15 protein-coding genes are annotated in these 14,455 nt (G+C 69.6%); 10 read left to right on the plus strand and 5 right to left on the minus strand.

Going from position 1 to position 14,455, the window contains the following annotated elements; translation table 11 throughout:
* Position 1: 1 nt before the first annotated feature.
* Positions 2 to 973, plus strand: a complete 972-nt coding sequence (locus tag ACGFIF_RS30590; protein WP_393159268.1) for an ABC transporter substrate-binding protein — start codon at positions 2 to 4, stop codon at positions 971 to 973.
* Complete coding sequence (locus tag ACGFIF_RS30595; protein ID WP_393159269.1) at positions 970 to 3,066, plus strand: iron ABC transporter permease; 2,097 nt, start codon at positions 970 to 972, stop codon at positions 3,064 to 3,066. The genes ACGFIF_RS30590 and ACGFIF_RS30595 overlap by 4 nt, the downstream gene beginning before the upstream one ends.
* Here the strand turns inward: ACGFIF_RS30595 and ACGFIF_RS30600 are convergent, their stop codons facing one another.
* Positions 3,067 to 3,633: an HhH-GPD-type base excision DNA repair protein gene (locus tag ACGFIF_RS30600; protein ID WP_393159271.1), complete on the minus strand. Its 567-nt coding sequence runs from the start codon at positions 3,631 to 3,633 to the stop codon at positions 3,067 to 3,069.
* 122 nt (positions 3,634 to 3,755) lie between these two features.
* Between ACGFIF_RS30600 and ACGFIF_RS30605 the strand changes: the two genes are divergently transcribed.
* Positions 3,756 to 4,346, plus strand: coding sequence for a TIGR03086 family metal-binding protein (locus ACGFIF_RS30605; protein ID WP_393159272.1), 591 nt, complete (start codon positions 3,756 to 3,758; stop codon positions 4,344 to 4,346).
* Here ACGFIF_RS30605 and ACGFIF_RS30610 read toward each other — a convergent pair.
* The gene (locus ACGFIF_RS30610; RefSeq protein ID WP_393159273.1) at positions 4,296 to 5,534 is read right to left on the minus strand and encodes an FAD-dependent monooxygenase; all 1,239 of its coding nucleotides are present in this window, start codon (positions 5,532 to 5,534) and stop codon (positions 4,296 to 4,298) included. The genes ACGFIF_RS30605 and ACGFIF_RS30610 overlap by 51 nt on opposite strands.
* A 110-nt stretch (positions 5,535 to 5,644) precedes the next feature.
* On the opposite strand from ACGFIF_RS30610, the gene ACGFIF_RS30615 reads away from it, so the two are divergent.
* The gene (locus ACGFIF_RS30615; RefSeq protein WP_393159275.1) at positions 5,645 to 6,547 is read left to right on the plus strand and encodes a GntR family transcriptional regulator; all 903 of its coding nucleotides are present in this window, start codon (positions 5,645 to 5,647) and stop codon (positions 6,545 to 6,547) included.
* 9 nt (positions 6,548 to 6,556) lie between these two features.
* Positions 6,557 to 7,456, plus strand: a complete 900-nt coding sequence (locus tag ACGFIF_RS30620) for a hypothetical protein (protein WP_393159277.1) — start codon at positions 6,557 to 6,559, stop codon at positions 7,454 to 7,456.
* On the opposite strand, the gene ACGFIF_RS30625 is transcribed toward ACGFIF_RS30620, so the two are convergent.
* Complete coding sequence (locus ACGFIF_RS30625) at positions 7,439 to 8,386, minus strand: NAD-dependent epimerase/dehydratase family protein (RefSeq protein ID WP_393159279.1); 948 nt, start codon at positions 8,384 to 8,386, stop codon at positions 7,439 to 7,441. The two genes, ACGFIF_RS30620 and ACGFIF_RS30625, sit on opposite strands and share 18 nt — an antisense overlap.
* Before the next feature lie 57 nt (positions 8,387 to 8,443).
* Here ACGFIF_RS30625 and ACGFIF_RS30630 point away from each other — a divergent pair, with 57 nt between their 5' ends.
* The 5 genes from ACGFIF_RS30630 (at position 8,444) to ACGFIF_RS30650 (ending at position 13,089) form a co-directional block, all read left to right on the plus strand.
* Positions 8,444 to 9,118 (plus strand): SDR family oxidoreductase, encoded by a 675-nt coding sequence (locus ACGFIF_RS30630; RefSeq protein ID WP_393159280.1) that lies wholly within the window; start codon positions 8,444 to 8,446, stop codon positions 9,116 to 9,118.
* Positions 9,119 to 9,205: 87 nt separating this feature from the next.
* The gene (locus ACGFIF_RS30635) at positions 9,206 to 10,780 is read left to right on the plus strand and encodes an LCP family protein (RefSeq protein WP_393159281.1); all 1,575 of its coding nucleotides are present in this window, start codon (positions 9,206 to 9,208) and stop codon (positions 10,778 to 10,780) included.
* Between the two features lie 135 nt (positions 10,781 to 10,915).
* Complete coding sequence (locus ACGFIF_RS30640; RefSeq protein ID WP_393159282.1) at positions 10,916 to 11,293, plus strand: YciI family protein; 378 nt, start codon at positions 10,916 to 10,918, stop codon at positions 11,291 to 11,293.
* A 106-nt stretch (positions 11,294 to 11,399) separates the two neighbouring features.
* A complete protein-coding gene (locus ACGFIF_RS30645) occupies positions 11,400 to 12,224 on the plus strand; it encodes an alpha/beta fold hydrolase (protein ID WP_393159283.1) in 825 nt (274 codons plus the stop codon).
* A gap of 241 nt (positions 12,225 to 12,465) precedes the next feature.
* Entirely contained in the window at positions 12,466 to 13,089 is a 624-nt protein-coding gene (locus tag ACGFIF_RS30650; RefSeq protein WP_393159284.1) for a superoxide dismutase, read from the plus strand.
* 73 nt (positions 13,090 to 13,162) lie between these two features.
* Here the strand turns inward: ACGFIF_RS30650 and ACGFIF_RS30655 are convergent, their stop codons facing one another.
* Positions 13,163 to 13,957, minus strand: coding sequence for an alpha/beta fold hydrolase (locus tag ACGFIF_RS30655; RefSeq protein ID WP_393159285.1), 795 nt, complete (start codon positions 13,955 to 13,957; stop codon positions 13,163 to 13,165).
* Positions 13,954 to 14,397, minus strand: a complete 444-nt coding sequence (locus ACGFIF_RS30660; RefSeq protein ID WP_393159286.1) for an alpha/beta fold hydrolase — start codon at positions 14,395 to 14,397, stop codon at positions 13,954 to 13,956. The genes ACGFIF_RS30655 and ACGFIF_RS30660 overlap by 4 nt, the downstream gene beginning before the upstream one ends.
* Between the last annotated feature and the right edge of the window lie 58 nt (positions 14,398 to 14,455).

Consider the following 14,455-nt stretch of genomic DNA (forward strand, 5'->3'; position numbering starts at 1 on the left):
GATGAAGAGAATCACCGCCCTGCTCGCCGCCGCCGCGTTCGTGCTGACGGCCTGTGGGACGAGCGAGCCCGCCACCACCGACGCCGGTGCGCAGACCACTGCCCAGCCGGTCTCGATCACCGACGCGCGCGGCAAGAAGATCGACCTCAAGGCACCTGCGACCAAGGTGGTCGGGCTGGAATGGGGCGCGATCGAGAACCTGATCACCCTCGGCGTGATGCCGGTCGGCGTGGCCGACGTCAAGGGCTACACGAACTGGGTCACCGCGGCCAAGCTGGACGCGTCGGTCAAGGACGTCGGCACCCGCGGTGAGTCCAGTGTCGACGCGATCGCGGCGCTCAGCCCCGACCTGGTCATCACCACCACCGACGAGTCGGCGAACTCGATCGCCCAGTTCGAGAAGATCGCACCGGTGCTGGTGATCCGCGGCGCGGACGCGGCCAACGCGATCCCGCAGATGAAGACCAACCTGGAGCTGATCGGCAGCGCGATCGGCAAGGCCGACCAGGCCCAGCAGATCAATGCCGACTTCGACAAGAAGGTTGCTGAGGGCAAGCAGAAGATCGCCGACGCGGGTAAGGCCGGCGAGAACTTCACCATGTCCGACGGCTACAAGCAGGGCAGCACGATCTCGATCCGGATGTACACCACCGGCTCGCTGCTCGGCGCCGTACTGACCGAGATGGGCCTGAAGAACGGCTGGACCGGCGCCGGTGACAAGGACTACGGCCTGGCCCAGACCGATCTCGAGGGCCTGACCAAGGTGCCGAACGGCAACTTCCTCTACATCGCCAACGACGCCGACGGCGGTGACGTGTTCGGCGGCGACCTGGCCGGGAACGCGATCTGGAAGAACCTGCCGTTCGTGAAGGCCGACGACACCCACCGGCTGCCGGACGGCATCTGGATGTTCGGCGGCCCGAAGTCCACCGAGCAGTTCATCGACGCGGCCGTCCAGGCAGTCACGTCTTGACCCAGGTCACCGCCCCGGGGCCTGACGTCCAGGTCTCCGAGGCTCTGCAGCCGGTACGACGGCTCCGGGTGGCGAGCGTCTTCGTCATCGCCACCGTGGCCGTCGTCCTGCTCGCTGCTGTACACCTCACCCAGGGCACGTCGTCGGTGAACGCAAGCGACCTGCTCCGGCTGCTGGTCGGGCAGGGTACGGACAACTCGGCCAACGTGCTGATCGCGTCCAGGCTGCCCCGGCTGCTGGCCGGCGTACTGGTCGGGGTGGCGCTCGGTTTCGCGGGCGCGGGCTTGCAGTCGCTGGCCCGGAACCCACTCGCCTCACCGGACACGTTGGGGGTCAACGCCGGGGCGTATCTCGCGGTCGTCGTGGTGGCCGCGTTCGGGGTTTCGCTGCCGGTGTTGCCCGCCGGGGGAGTCGCCTTCCTCGGCGGGCTGGCGGCCGCCGCGCTGGTGCTCGCCTTGTCCGCCGGCGGCTCGTCCGGGCCGACGCGGCTGATCCTGGCCGGCTCGGCCGTCGCGATGGCGCTGGCCGGGGTGACGACGTTGCTGCTGCTCCTCTATCGCGAGGAGACGGTCGGCACGTTCGCGTGGGGAGCGGGCACGCTGGTCCAGACGGACCTCAAGGCGGTCACCCAGATGACGCCAGTCGTTGCCGTCGGCATCCTCGGATCGATGCTGCTGGCACCGAAGCTCGACATCCTCGGCCTCGGCGACGACACGGCGTCGGTGCTGGGAGTTCACGTACGGCGGGTGCGGGTCCTGATCACCCTCTTGACGGTGTTGCTCTCCGCCGCCGCGGTCACCGTTGCTGGACCGGTCGGCTTCGTCGGTTTGGTCGCGCCGGTGTTGGTGCGGTTGGTCGCTCCGCTGGTGCCGGGGTTGTTGCGGCATCGCGTGCTGCTTCCGATGAGCGGGCTGGTCGGCGTACTGGTGGTTCTCAGTGCGGACGTCGTACTCCGGGCTGTGCTTGGCAGTCAGGCCGGGGTGGAGATCCCGACCGGTGTGATGACGATGATGGTCGGTGCGGTCGTGCTGGTGTGGCTTGCGCGGCGGTACCGGGATTCAGGGCCGAGCCGTACGCCGGGTGGTGCGAGTTCGGGCCTGCGTAGTCTGCGGACTTTCTGGATCGTCACGGGTGTGCTCGTCGTACTCCTGGTGGTTGCCGGGGTGCTCGCGATGCTGGCCGGCGACGCGTTCCTGCGCACTGGCGACGTGGTGAACTGGATCAACGGGCAGTCCGGCCGGGCGATCACCTACGTGCTCGACCAGCGGTTCCCGCGCGTGTTGTCCGCCGTGCTGTGCGGTGCCGCCCTCGCGATCGCGGGTACGACGGTCCAAGCGGTGTGCCGGAACCCGTTGGCCGAGCCGGGGATCCTCGGTATCACCGGTGGCGCCGGCGTCGGTGCCGTGATCACGCTCGTACTGTTGCCATCAGCAAGCATCTGGCTGCTGTCAGGTGTCGCCGCGGTGGCCGCACTCGTCACGTTCGCGCTGGTCTATCTGGTGTCCTGGCGGGGTGGCCTGAGCTCGGACCGGCTGGTCCTGATCGGTGTCGGGGTGTCGTCGGGGGCGACCGCGATCATCACGTTGCTGATCGTCGCCACCGATCCGTGGAACCTCAGCATGGCGATGACCTGGCTGTCCGGCAGCACCTACGGCCGGACGTTGCCGCAGGTCGCGCCGGTTGCGATCGCGCTGCTGATCTTCACCCCGATCATCGTCCACGCAAGGAGCGAACTCGACCTGCTGGCGCTGGACGACGACGTACCGCGGATTCTCGGTGTGCGACTCGAGCGCACTCGGCTGACCGCGCTGCTGTGTGCGGCGTTGCTGACCGCGGCGGCTCTGTCCGCGATCGGGGTGGTCGGATTCGTCGGGCTGGTGGCGCCGCATGCCGCTCGGGCCCTGGTCGGTGGGCGGCACACCCGGATCCTGCCGGTCGCCGCGCTGCTCGGCGCGATCCTGGTCAGCGTCGCGGACAGCCTCGGCCGCACGCTGCTGGCTCCGGCGCAGATCCCGGCGGGGCTGCTCACCGCACTGATCGGAGCGCCGTACTTCGTCTACCTGCTCTGGCGGACCCGGGTCCCGAACCGCTGATCAGCCGGCAGTCTTCGCGGCGGCCTTCTTCGCCTGCTTGAACTCCCGGACCTTCAGCAGCGACTCCCCGTCCACGACATCCGCGACCGACCGGTAGCCGTCGAGTGCGTAGTCGCCCGCTACCGCCTCCCAGCCCTCGGGCCGGACGCCGAGTTGCTTGGCCAGCAGCGCGACGAAGATCTGCGCCTTCTGCTTGCCGAAGCCGGGCAGCTCCTGCACGCGCTTGAACAGCTCCTTGCCGGTCGTCGGCTCGGTCCACAGTCGCGTGACGTCACCGTCGTACCTGGTCTCGACCAACGCGGCGAGCTCCTGCAGGCGGGCGGACATCGAGCCGGGGAACCGGTGGATCGCCGGCGGCTGGGAGCACAGCTCCTTGAACGTCTCCGGGTCGGCGGCCGCGATTGCCGCCGGATCGAGGGTGCCGAACCGGCTGAGCACTTTCCAGCCGCCCCGGAACGCGTGCTCCATCCCGTACTGCTGATCCAGCATCATCCCGAGCACGACGGCGAACGGGTACTCGTCGAGGACCTTGTCGGCCTCAGGCAGGTTGGTCATCTGGAAGCCCATCGCCGCATCATCTCACGGGGGTCGCGGTGCGGGTTGTCCCTTGTGCTCAGCCGAGGTCCCTGCCGAAACGCCGCCATCAGGCCTATGCTCAGCCGGGGCAGCAGCCGACGGGAGGAGCACGGATGGACATCCGGGATCTGGATCGTAGGGCCGGTGCGGTACTCGGGGAAGTGGTGATGCAGGTGCGCCCCGAGCATCTGTGGTTCCCGACTCCCTGCCCCGACTGGACCGTCCGTGGTCTGCTCCGCCACATCGTCAGCGAGAACGAGGGGTTCGCCGCCGCGGCCCTGAACGGGTCTGCTCCGGTGCAGACCTGGAACGGCGGCCGGCTCGGGGACAATCCGGCCGGCGCCTACCGGCGGTCCAACGTGGGCGTCGCGGACGCGTTCGCCGACGGCGGGGCGCTGGACCGGCTGATGGAGGTCCGCGAGTTCGGCTCGTTCCCGCGCCGGATCGCGCTGACCTTCCACCACCTCGACTGTGTCATCCACGCCTGGGACCTGGCCCGGGCCATCGATGTCCCGTACGACCCGCCGCCGGACCTGGTCGAGCAGGCGTTCGCGCTGGCCCGCAAGATCCCGGACACCGACACGGCCCGGGGTCCCGGAGCCGCGTTCGAGCGCAGCGTGAAGGTCCCCGGCGACGCGTCCGACTTCGACCAGTTACTCGGCCTCCTCGGCCGCAACCCGGACTGGGTTTCCCCGCTCGACTGAGTAGTCCTCGAGTTCGATCTTGTCCGGTACGGCGGCGGCCATCTTCGCGAGGAGGCCGGTGAACGGACGCGACATCATCAGCCGGGTCGAGGCGTTGCGGAACCAGATCCCGAGTGACGTCATCGGCATCGCCATCGTGATCCCGCCCGGCGGCAGTTCCATCCGCTGGTCGACGTACGCCTGCAGCTGAGCCTGGTACGACGGGAAGGCCCGGACGTGATCGCCGTCCGCGGCGGCCAGCTCACCGGCGAGGACGTACGCACCGACGAGTGACAGCGCGGTCCCGTGTCCGGCCAGCGGCGAACCGCAGTACCCGGCATCGCCGATGAGCACGACCCGCCCGCGGGACCACTCCGGTACGACGACGCGGCTCGTGCTGTCGAAGTAGAAGTCGTCCGCGTCGCGCAGTGCGGTGAGGATGTGGTCTGTGTGCCAGCCGAGACCTGTGAAGCGCTGAGCCAGCAGGGCCTTCTGGGCGTCGACATCGCGCCGGTCGTAGCTGAGGACGGGGGAGCGGAAGCTCAGCAGGGCCTTGGCGTATCGCGGATCGTGGTCCGGCCGCAGTCCGACCCAGCGACCACCGGGTGCGGAGTAGATCTTCATCCAGTGGTTCAGCGGTTCGGGTGTCTCGACGGTGAAGAACGACCCGTAGCCGCCAAGGTGCTGGACGAACTCCTCTTCCGGTCCGAACGCGAGCCGCCGGACCCGCGAGTGCACCCCGTCGGCCCCGACCACCAGGTCGAACCGTCGCTGCGATCCGCTGGTGAAGGTGACCAGCACGCCGGCTGTGTCCTGGTCCAGTGCGGCGATCGAGTCGCCGTACAGGTATTCGACGTCACCCGCGACGGCGTCGTTCAGGATCCCGGCCAGGTCGCCGCGGAGGATCTCGATGTCGGCGACCGGGCCGGCGCCGTCGAGTAGTTCGGCCGGCATCGCGGCGCCGGTGCGGCCGTTGGCGCGGACGTACTCGAGACCGCGCTCATGCAGCTGGGCCCGCTTGATCGCCGGCATCAGGCCCATCCGCTCGACCACCACCTTGGAGATGCCGCGGATGTCGACGGTCTGCCCGCCGGGCCGTGGTGCGGGCGCGATCTCGACGATCGTCGGGGCGAATCCGTGTTGGCGCAACCAGTAGGCCAGGGCCGGTCCCGCGATTCCGCCGCCGGAGATCAGAACGCTCGTCGTCATGGTGGTTCCTCTCGCTGAGCTAGTGCACTTACGCTGTACACGTACACGGTGTGGTGCACTGTGGTCGGTCGTCCAGCGGGAGCTGAAGCGCACTAGTACAGGAGACAGGGATGGGTGAAGCGCCGTACCGGGTGATCGCGGCCGAGCTGCAGCGCCGGATCGAGACGGGAGAGCTGGGTCCGGGGGACCGGGTGCCCTCCACCCGGGCGTTGGTCCGGGAGTTCGGTGTCGCGATGGCAACAGCGACCAAGGCGCTTCAGGTGCTTCAACAACAGGACCTCGTCCAAGCACTGCCTGGAGTCGGCACCGTCGTCGGGCCCCGGACCGTGCGCGTCCGCCCGAGCCAGCCCTCGCGTGAACTCAACCGCGACGAGGTGGTCAGGATCGCGATCGCCATCGCGGATGCCGAAGGACTGGCGGCGTTGTCGATGCGACGGATCGCGGCCGAGCTCGGTGTCTCGACGATGGCGCTGTACCGGTACGTCGGTGGCAAGGAAGCACTCGTGTTGCGGATGGTCGACACGGCGATCGGCGAGTTCCCGGTGCAGCCGGTGGCGAGCTGGCGGGCCGGGATCGAGTCCGTGGCCCGGCTGCAGTGGGCGGCGTACCGGCGGCATCTCTGGCTGGCGAGCGCGATCAGCCTCAGCCGTCCACAGGCCCTGCCGAACCTGCTCCCGCACACCGACGCCGTACTGCGTGCGCTCAGCCCGTTCGGGCTCGACGGCAGTACGGCGCTCTACACCGCGATCACCGTGTTCGCCTACGTCCGTGGTGTCGCGCTGGCGCTGGAGGCCGAGGTGCAGGCCGAGCAGGACACCGGGATGACCGCGGACGAGTGGGCCGACCAGCACATCGGTCCGATCGCGACGATGATCAGCCTGGAGGACCTGGCCGGCTTCCGGGCGGTCTTCCAGCCCGGTTTCGACTTCGACTACGACCTGGACCAACTGTTCGAGTTGGGTCTCGAACTGGTTCTGGACGGTCTCGCAGTGAAGCTCTCCCGGCTACGCTGAGTGCCGACAGTGTCGACAGCCGTGGAGGTGCCGATGGAGCCGGTGTTCGCACCTGACGTTCCGGCCGGCGTACGGCGGCTGTACGAGCGCAGGCCCGAGTTGTTCGTGCCGGCCGGGCAGCCCAAGCCGAAGCGGGAGACGTCCTGGTCGGTTGCGCCGGCGAACACCTTCGGTCAGCTGCTGGTCTGGCTCGCGGTCTGCGTCGGCGGCTGGATCCTGGCCCTGATCATCATGGCCGCGACCCTGCCGGCCGAGGTCGCCGCCTGGTCCGCGGTGATCCTGGCCGGGATCGCGGCCGTCGCCACCGTCGGGATCGTGGTCAAGACCGGGGTCGAGGATCGCGGCCACCGGGCGGTCCGGCTGCAGCACGGGAAGTACTTGCTCCCGGACGATTTCGACGACGCGGCCGGCCGGTTGCTGGGCCGGGCCCAGCGCGCGGTGAAAACGGTGCTTGAGGCAACAGTCACCCGGCGCGGGCTGCTCGACGACGTGAAGAACGACCTGGTCCTGCCCGAACAGCTGTGGGACATCGCCCAGGTGCTGCGCGAGCAGACCGTCCTGCGGGCGCGGCAGCGCGAGATCGCCCGTGGGATGGCGACGGCCGAGCTGGAGGCCGTGCTCGGACCGCAGCGCCGCGCCCTCGCCCTCTCGGTCGACGCGATCAAACGCAAGGTCGATCTCCTCGACCGGTACGCCGATCGCGTCCGCTCGGCCGATGCCGCCCTCCGCGCCGAGGCCGCCCTCGAGGACGGCGACCGCTACATCGAGCTGCTGGCCCGCACCGAACCGGCCGGCGACACTTCGGTCGTCCAGGGTTTCGCCGACGAGGCGGCCGCCTTGCGCGACACCCTCACCCGCGCCATCAACGCGGCCCGCGACGCCGGCCGGACGCTAGCTCTGCCCGAGTAGCTTCTGCTCGTCCTCGGGCGACAGACCGAAACCGAGGTCGGGCTCGCCGCGCGCCTGGTCCCAGGCGATCAGGTCGGCGAGGGTCTGGCGGAATGGGGTGACCGGCATGCCGGCGGATCTGGCCTTCGCCGGGTTGCGGCGGCGCTCGCCCCACTCGGTCTCGGGCTCCATCAGCGGGAAGCGCGGCGGCACGGCGTCGGTCGGGACCCGCACCAACTCGACCGTGCTGCCGGAGAGATCAGCCGAGGTTTCGATCAGTTCGGCGATCGTGGTGAACGGTCCGACCGCGTTGAACGCACCGGAGCGATCGTCCGCGATCAGCTGCACCAGGAGTCGTCCGAGGTCGCGGCTGTCGGTCAGTTGCAGCGGCTGCTCCGGCTTCGTCGGCAACGCGACCCGGCCGCCTCGCGCGCCACGCCGTACCCAGTAGAGGACCGTGCTCGCGGTGTCGCCGGGACCGGTCAGCCGCCCGGGCCGGACGATCGTCGCGCGGTCGCCGTACCGCTCCAGGACGTCGTCCTCGCAGGCGACCTTGCAGGGGCCGTAGGTCTCGTTGGTGAGGGCGTCGGCCGCGCGCATCGGCGCCCGGCGGGCTGCGGTCTCGTCGGTGCCGGCCGGCAGATCGCGGATGTAGACGGCATGGCTCGAGATGAACACGTACCGTCCGACCCGGTCACCCAGCACGTCCATCGCCTCGTCGACGTGCTTGCTCTGGTAGCCGCTCAGGTCGACGACCGCGTCCCAGTCGCCGGTCCGCAGCGCGGCGTAGTCTCCGGTGTCGCGATCGCCGATCAGCTGCGTGACCTCTGCCGGCAGGTCGGTTCCGCTCTTGCCCCGACTGAAGGACGCCACCTCGGCGCCGTGCTCGAGCGCGTCCGCGATAGCCGCGCGCCCGACGAACCCGTTCCCGCCCAGCATCAGAATCCGCACAACCGCCGACGTTAACCCGTGGAGCCGCGCTGCCGCGACCCGATTAGGCTTCGGACCATGACCAACACGGTGGTGGTTGCCGGGGGCACCGGTGCGCTCGGGGCGGCGGTGACGGCGGAGTTCCTGCGGGCCGGCTGGCGGGTCGTCGTCCCCGGACGGACCGAGGAGTCACTCGCCCGGCTCGGCACCGATCCGGCGCTGAACCCGGTGGTCGCCGACCCGTTCGACCCGGCCGGTACGGCGGACGTCGTCGCGCTCGCCACGTCGGACGAGAGCGCGCCACTGACCGCGCTGGTCAACCTCGTCGGCGGGTTCGCATCCGGCGGGCGGGTGCACGAGACGCCGGTCGAGGAGTTCGAGAAACTGCTCCGGCTCAACCTGCGGCCGACGTACCTGATGACGCACGCCGTGCTCCCGCACCTGCTCGCGGCCGGCGGCGGAGCAATCATTTGTACGTCGAGTGGTGCGGCGCTCCGACCGTTCTCCGGGGCGGCCGGGTACATCACCTCGAAGGCCGGCGTGATCGCGTTCGCCGACGCCCTGCACGCGGAGTACGCACGTGACGGCATTCGGGTGAACACCATCCTGCCCGGCACCATCGACACCCCGGCCAACCGCGCCGCGATGCCGAACGCCGACACCAGCAAGTGGACCCCGCCGGCCCGCATCGCCGAGGTCGTGCGCGCTCTCGTCGAGACCCCCGGCTTCTCGGGCAGTCACCTGCCCGTATGACAACCGATTGACCCTGTAACACGTCTGAAGAGGTGCAGGTGTGGGTACTTGACGCACACTGGTTCTGGGGACGGCGACAGGGGAGCCATGGGGAGACGCTCGCGCGAGGCAGGCGCCACGGGGAGTTCCGAGTTGCCGACGGCGATTTCTGAGTTGACGGAAGGCGAGCCGGCCGGGCGACGGCTGCGATCGGTGCCGAAGCTGCTCGGGCTGACCCTGCTCGGCGCGCTGCTCCCCGGATCCGGTCTGATCGCCGGCGGGCGGCGCCGGATCGGCGCCTTCATCCTGACCGTGACGCTCGGGCTGATCGGTCTCGGCGTGTACGTCGGCCTGACCCGGCGCGAGGAGGTGCTGGCGGCGGCCGTCGTACCGAGCCGGCTGCTGATGACCTCGGTGGCGATCGGGACGCTCGGGTTCCTCTGGATCGTGGTGATCGTCGCCTCGCACCGCTCGTTGCGTCCGGCAACAGGTGGGGCCGGCGGCCGGGCGGTCGGGGCGCTGCTGGTCGGCGTCCTGTGTTTCGCGATCGCGGCGCCGGCGGCGCTCGGCGTCCAGAGTGTGCTGGCGCAGCGCGACCTGGTCCAGGATGTGTTCGTCGCGCAGGGGGAGAGCCGGAGCGCGACCCGGCCGGAGGTGGTGAACACCAAGGACCCGTGGGAGGACAAGCCGCGGCTGAACCTGCTGCTGCTCGGCGGCGACGACGCCCCGAGCCGGCCCGGGGTCCGGACCGACACGGTGATCGTGGCGAGTATCGACACCAAGACCGGTAACACCGCGCTGGTCTCGATGCCGCGGCAGCTGACCTTCATGCCGTTCCCGAAGGACTCGCCGCTGCACAAGATCTACCCCGACGGGTACGGCCAGGAAGGGCTCAGCCTGGAGGGCCGGCTGGAGTGGATGCTGACCGCGATGTACCAGAACATCCCGGCCGCGCACCCCGGCATCCTCGGCCCGTCCGACAACGAGGGCGCCGACGTCCTGAAGCAGTCCGTCGGTGAGGCGATCGGGCTGAAACTCGACTACTACCTGCAGGTCAACCTGAAGGGCTTCGCCGAACTCGTCGACGCGCTCGGCGGGATCACCGTCAACGTCAACGAGCGGGTCGCGATGGGCGGCGTCAGCAGCTCCCACATCCCGCCGGACGAGTGGATCGAGCCGGGACCGAAACAGCACCTCGACGGGCGGCACGCGCTGTGGTTCGCCCGCGGCCGGTACGGTGCCGACGACGACCAGCGCCAGATCCGCCAGCGCTGCGCGATCAAGGGCATCGTCGACGCGGCGGACCCGCGGACCCTGGTGACCAAGTACCAGGCGATCGCCAAGGCCGGCCAGCAGTTGCTCCGCACCGACATCCCGCAGGAACTGCTGCCCGCGTTGGTCCAGCTCGCCCTCAGGGTGAAGTCCGGCACCGTCTCCAACGTCACTCTCGACGTCGCCAAGCTGCGGCTGAAGTACCTGCACCCGGACTACGACGCGCTGCGCGACACGGTCGAGAATGCTCTCGAGCAGCCGACGCCCGAGCCGACCACCGCCCCGACCACACCGGCGACCCCGAAGTCGACCACGCCCGCCCGCAAGCAAGCCACGCCGGCGCCCCCAGGCCCCACGCAGGACCTCGTGGACGCCTGCGCGTTCCACCCGAACGGCGACCAGCCGAACTAGTCAACCGGGACTGTACGGCCCTGACCGCTCCGATGGCGGGCCGCTGAATTCTTGTCGTGGCGTGTGTCGATCTGGTGGTGAACCGCTCGACGTGAGAGTAAGTGATCGACCGACACGACGAGGAGAACCACTGCGATGCGATACATGATCATCAACAAGGCGGACGCGGACAGCGAGGCCGGAAAGTTCCCGTCCGACGAGGTGGCCGCGGCCGTCGGGCAGGCCGTCGAGGAGATGTCGAAGGCGGGCGTCCTGCTGTTCGCCGAAGGTGTGCACCGCAGCGCCCTCGGCGCCCGGGTGAAGGTCGAGGCCGGTAAGCGCACCGTCACCGACGGACCGTTCGCCGAGACCAAGGAACTGATCGGCGGCGTCATCGTCGTCGAGGTCCGCACCCGCGACGAGGCCGTCGAATGGGCCGCCCGCCTGGCCGAAGCCCTCGGCAGCGAGGTCGAGGTCCGCCGAGTGGTCGAAGAAGCCGACTTCGACCCCGACTCGGATCTCTACAAGAACTGACGTGGTCCCCGGGTGCTGGGCAGGTTTCCGTCCAGCACCGACCCGGCTGTCCATTTCGCGAGGTGCCGTTCGTGGTAGCGGCAAGAACTCGTCGAAGGAGGACACCATGATCAGCAACACGACTGCGAGCTCGGTTTCCGGCAGCACCCTGAGCGTGCCCGATGCGGAGCTGTACTACGAGGTGCGCGGCACCGGACCCCTGGTGGTTCTGGTCGGTGCGCCGATGGATGCCGATTCGTTCGCGCCGCTCGCCGACCTGCTGGCGAGTGATCACACCGTGCTCACCACCGATCCACGCGGGATCAACCGCAGCTCACTGCGCAGTGAGGGGTCGACGCCTGGGCAGCGTGCGGACGACCTGGCCCGGCTGATCCGGCACGTGGACGCCGGGCCGGCGACCGCGTTCGGGTCGAGTGGCGGCGCGGTGACCGTGCTGGCCCTGGCTCAGGCGCATCCGGACCTGGTCAGCACGGTGATCGCCCACGAGCCGCCGCTGGATCGGCTGGTCGAGGACGCCGACGAGTTGCTGGCCGCGTCGGAGCGGATGATGGCCGACTACCTGGCCGGGGACGTGATCGGTGCCTGGAAGCAGTTCTTCGCGCTGGCGAACATCCAGGTGCCGGACGGTGCGATCGAACCGATGTTCGGCGGCGAGCGGGATCCGCGGGTCGTCGCCGACGAGCGGTTCTGGTTCGAGCACGAGCTGCGGGCGTCGGTCACCTGGGAGCCGGACTTCGGCGCGCTGCGGGACGGCAGTGTCCGCATCGTGGTCGGGATCGGCGAGGAGTCGGGCGCGCAGCTGTGCGAGCGGACCTCGATCGCACTGGCCGCCGGGCTCGGGATCGAGCCGACCCGGTTCCCGGGTGATCACATCGGATTCGCCGAGGACCCCGAGCCGTTCGCGGTCGCCCTGCGCGCGGTGCTGGGATAGAACCGCGCGTGATGCTGGATAGATGAGACTCGCCCGTGGCTCCGCGGGCGGAGTATGTGAAGCTGGGGGTGACCGGTGTGGGCCCGTGTGAACAGGCCCGGATCGGGCACTGGGCGGAGGTGCCGGCCGGGTTCTCCCGCGTGGCGCCTTGACCTCAACCGTGGTTGAAGTTTCAAGCTGGTGCCGCTGAAACAGGACATCGGAGATATCGGCCCCCGCGGGCCCCGACGAAGGAGCAGAGTTGACCACGTACACGCTTCCCGACCTCCCCTACGACTACGGCGCACTGGCGCCGAGCATCGCCGGTGAGATCATGGAGCTGCACCACTCCAAGCACCACCAGACCTACGTGAACGGCCTGAACGACACCCTCGAGAAGCTGGCCGCGGCCCGCGAGAAGGGTGACTTCGGCGCCATCGTCGGGCTGGAGAAGTCGCTCGCCTTCAACCTCGGCGGGCATGTCAACCACTCGATCTTCTGGAAGAACCTGTCACCGGACGGCGGCGACAAGCCGGACGGCGAGCTGGGTGCCGCGGTGGACGAGTTCTTCGGCTCGTACGACGGCTTCCAGGCCCACTTCACCGCGGCGGCGACCACCATCCAGGGCTCCGGCTGGGCGATCCTCGGCTGGGACGCGCTGGCGGGCAGGCTGCTCGTCCACCAGCTGTACGACCAGCAGGGCAACCTGCCGGCCGGCCAGATCCCGATCGTGATGCTGGACATGTGGGAGCACGCCTTCTACCTGCAGTACAAGAACGTGAAGCCGGACTACGTCAAGGCCTGGTGGAACGTGGTGAACTGGGGCGACGCCCAGGCCCGTTTCGACGCGGCCCGCGCGGGTGCTTCCGGGCTCATCAACGGCTGACCTGAGCCACGCACGACTCGAGGGGCGCCCGGAGACGGGCGCCCCTCGCGGTCTGTTCAGCGCAGGCTGGGTGTCACTGTAGGAAGCCGGAGATCACCGGGGCGATCGCCGACGCTTTGATCATGTGGTTCTGACCAGGCACTTCCTCGTGTTTCGCCCCCGGTACGGCGCCCGCCAGCGACTTCACCGACGTCCGCATCCAGCCCGGGCTCTTCCCGCCGTTGACCACCAGCGCCGGCGCCTCGATCGTCGCCCACTGCTCCGGGTCGAGCGGCCGGCCGAAGCAGTTCGGGCCGAGCAGCGCGGCGTCGTACGGAAGGGTGTGCGCGACCGCCTTCATCCCCTTCCAGGCCGGCATCAGCTTCATCATCCCGACCACGAACCCCGGCAGCCCGATCCCCTTGGTCATGAAGTACTTGACCGCCTCACCCGGCTTGCCCGCGTCGCTCAGCGCGCGCATGTCCGCGGCCCAGGTCGACGGGATCTGCTTGCGGCTCTGGTCCACGACGTACGGCGGCTCGAACGCGACCAGCCTCGTGATCGGCAGCCCGGCTGCCGCGGCCCGCAGCGTCAGCGCCGCACCCGACGACGTGCCGTAGACGTACGCCGACCCGCCGGCCGCCTTGATCACCGCGGCCAGATCCTCGATCTCGCGCTCGACGTCGTACTCCGCCGCGTCACCGCTGTCGCCGCGACCACGCCGGTCGTAGTTGTAGACCGTGAACTCGGACGCCAGCAGCTCGGCGAGCTCCGGCATCGGGCCTTGTGCCCGGCTGCACAGCGCGCCGTCCACCAGCACCAGCGCCGGGCCGCTGCCACGCTTGTCGTAGGCGATCGTCGTACCGTCCTGGGAAGCGACAGTGTTCATGCGAAGAACTCCTTCAGTGCGGGGGCCAGGGCGGCCGGGGTGCCGGTGAACACTTGGGTGGGTACCACCACCGTGTCGGGTGGCGGCTCGGGCGGCTCGCAGAGGGCCAGCTTGGTGACCGGGCGGCCGGCGGCCGTTGCCAGCAGGGCCAGGGCGGCGCCGGAGGACGTACCGCAGAGGTGGGCGGAGCCGCCGACCGCCGCGAAGATCGCGTCCAGGTCCTCGATCTCGTGCTCGATCGCGTACTCCGCGCCGTCGCCGGAGTCACCGCAGCCGCGGCGATCGTAGTTGTAGACGGTGAAGTTCTGGGCCAGCAGCGCGGCGAGCCCGGCGTTCGCCACCCGGTCCACGGAGCTGCCGCAGACAAGGACCACCGCGGGTCCGTCGCCGAGCCGGTCGTACGCGATGGCGGTGCCGTCCGCCGACGTGACCTTCTCCATGATGTTCCTCCTGCATCGTGGGCCAATCGGCTGGCCTCACCACTGCGTCGAACATCGG

The organism is Kribbella sp. NPDC049174 (assembly GCF_043197365.1).
Taxonomy (GTDB): Bacteria; Actinomycetota; Actinomycetes; order Propionibacteriales; family Kribbellaceae; genus Kribbella.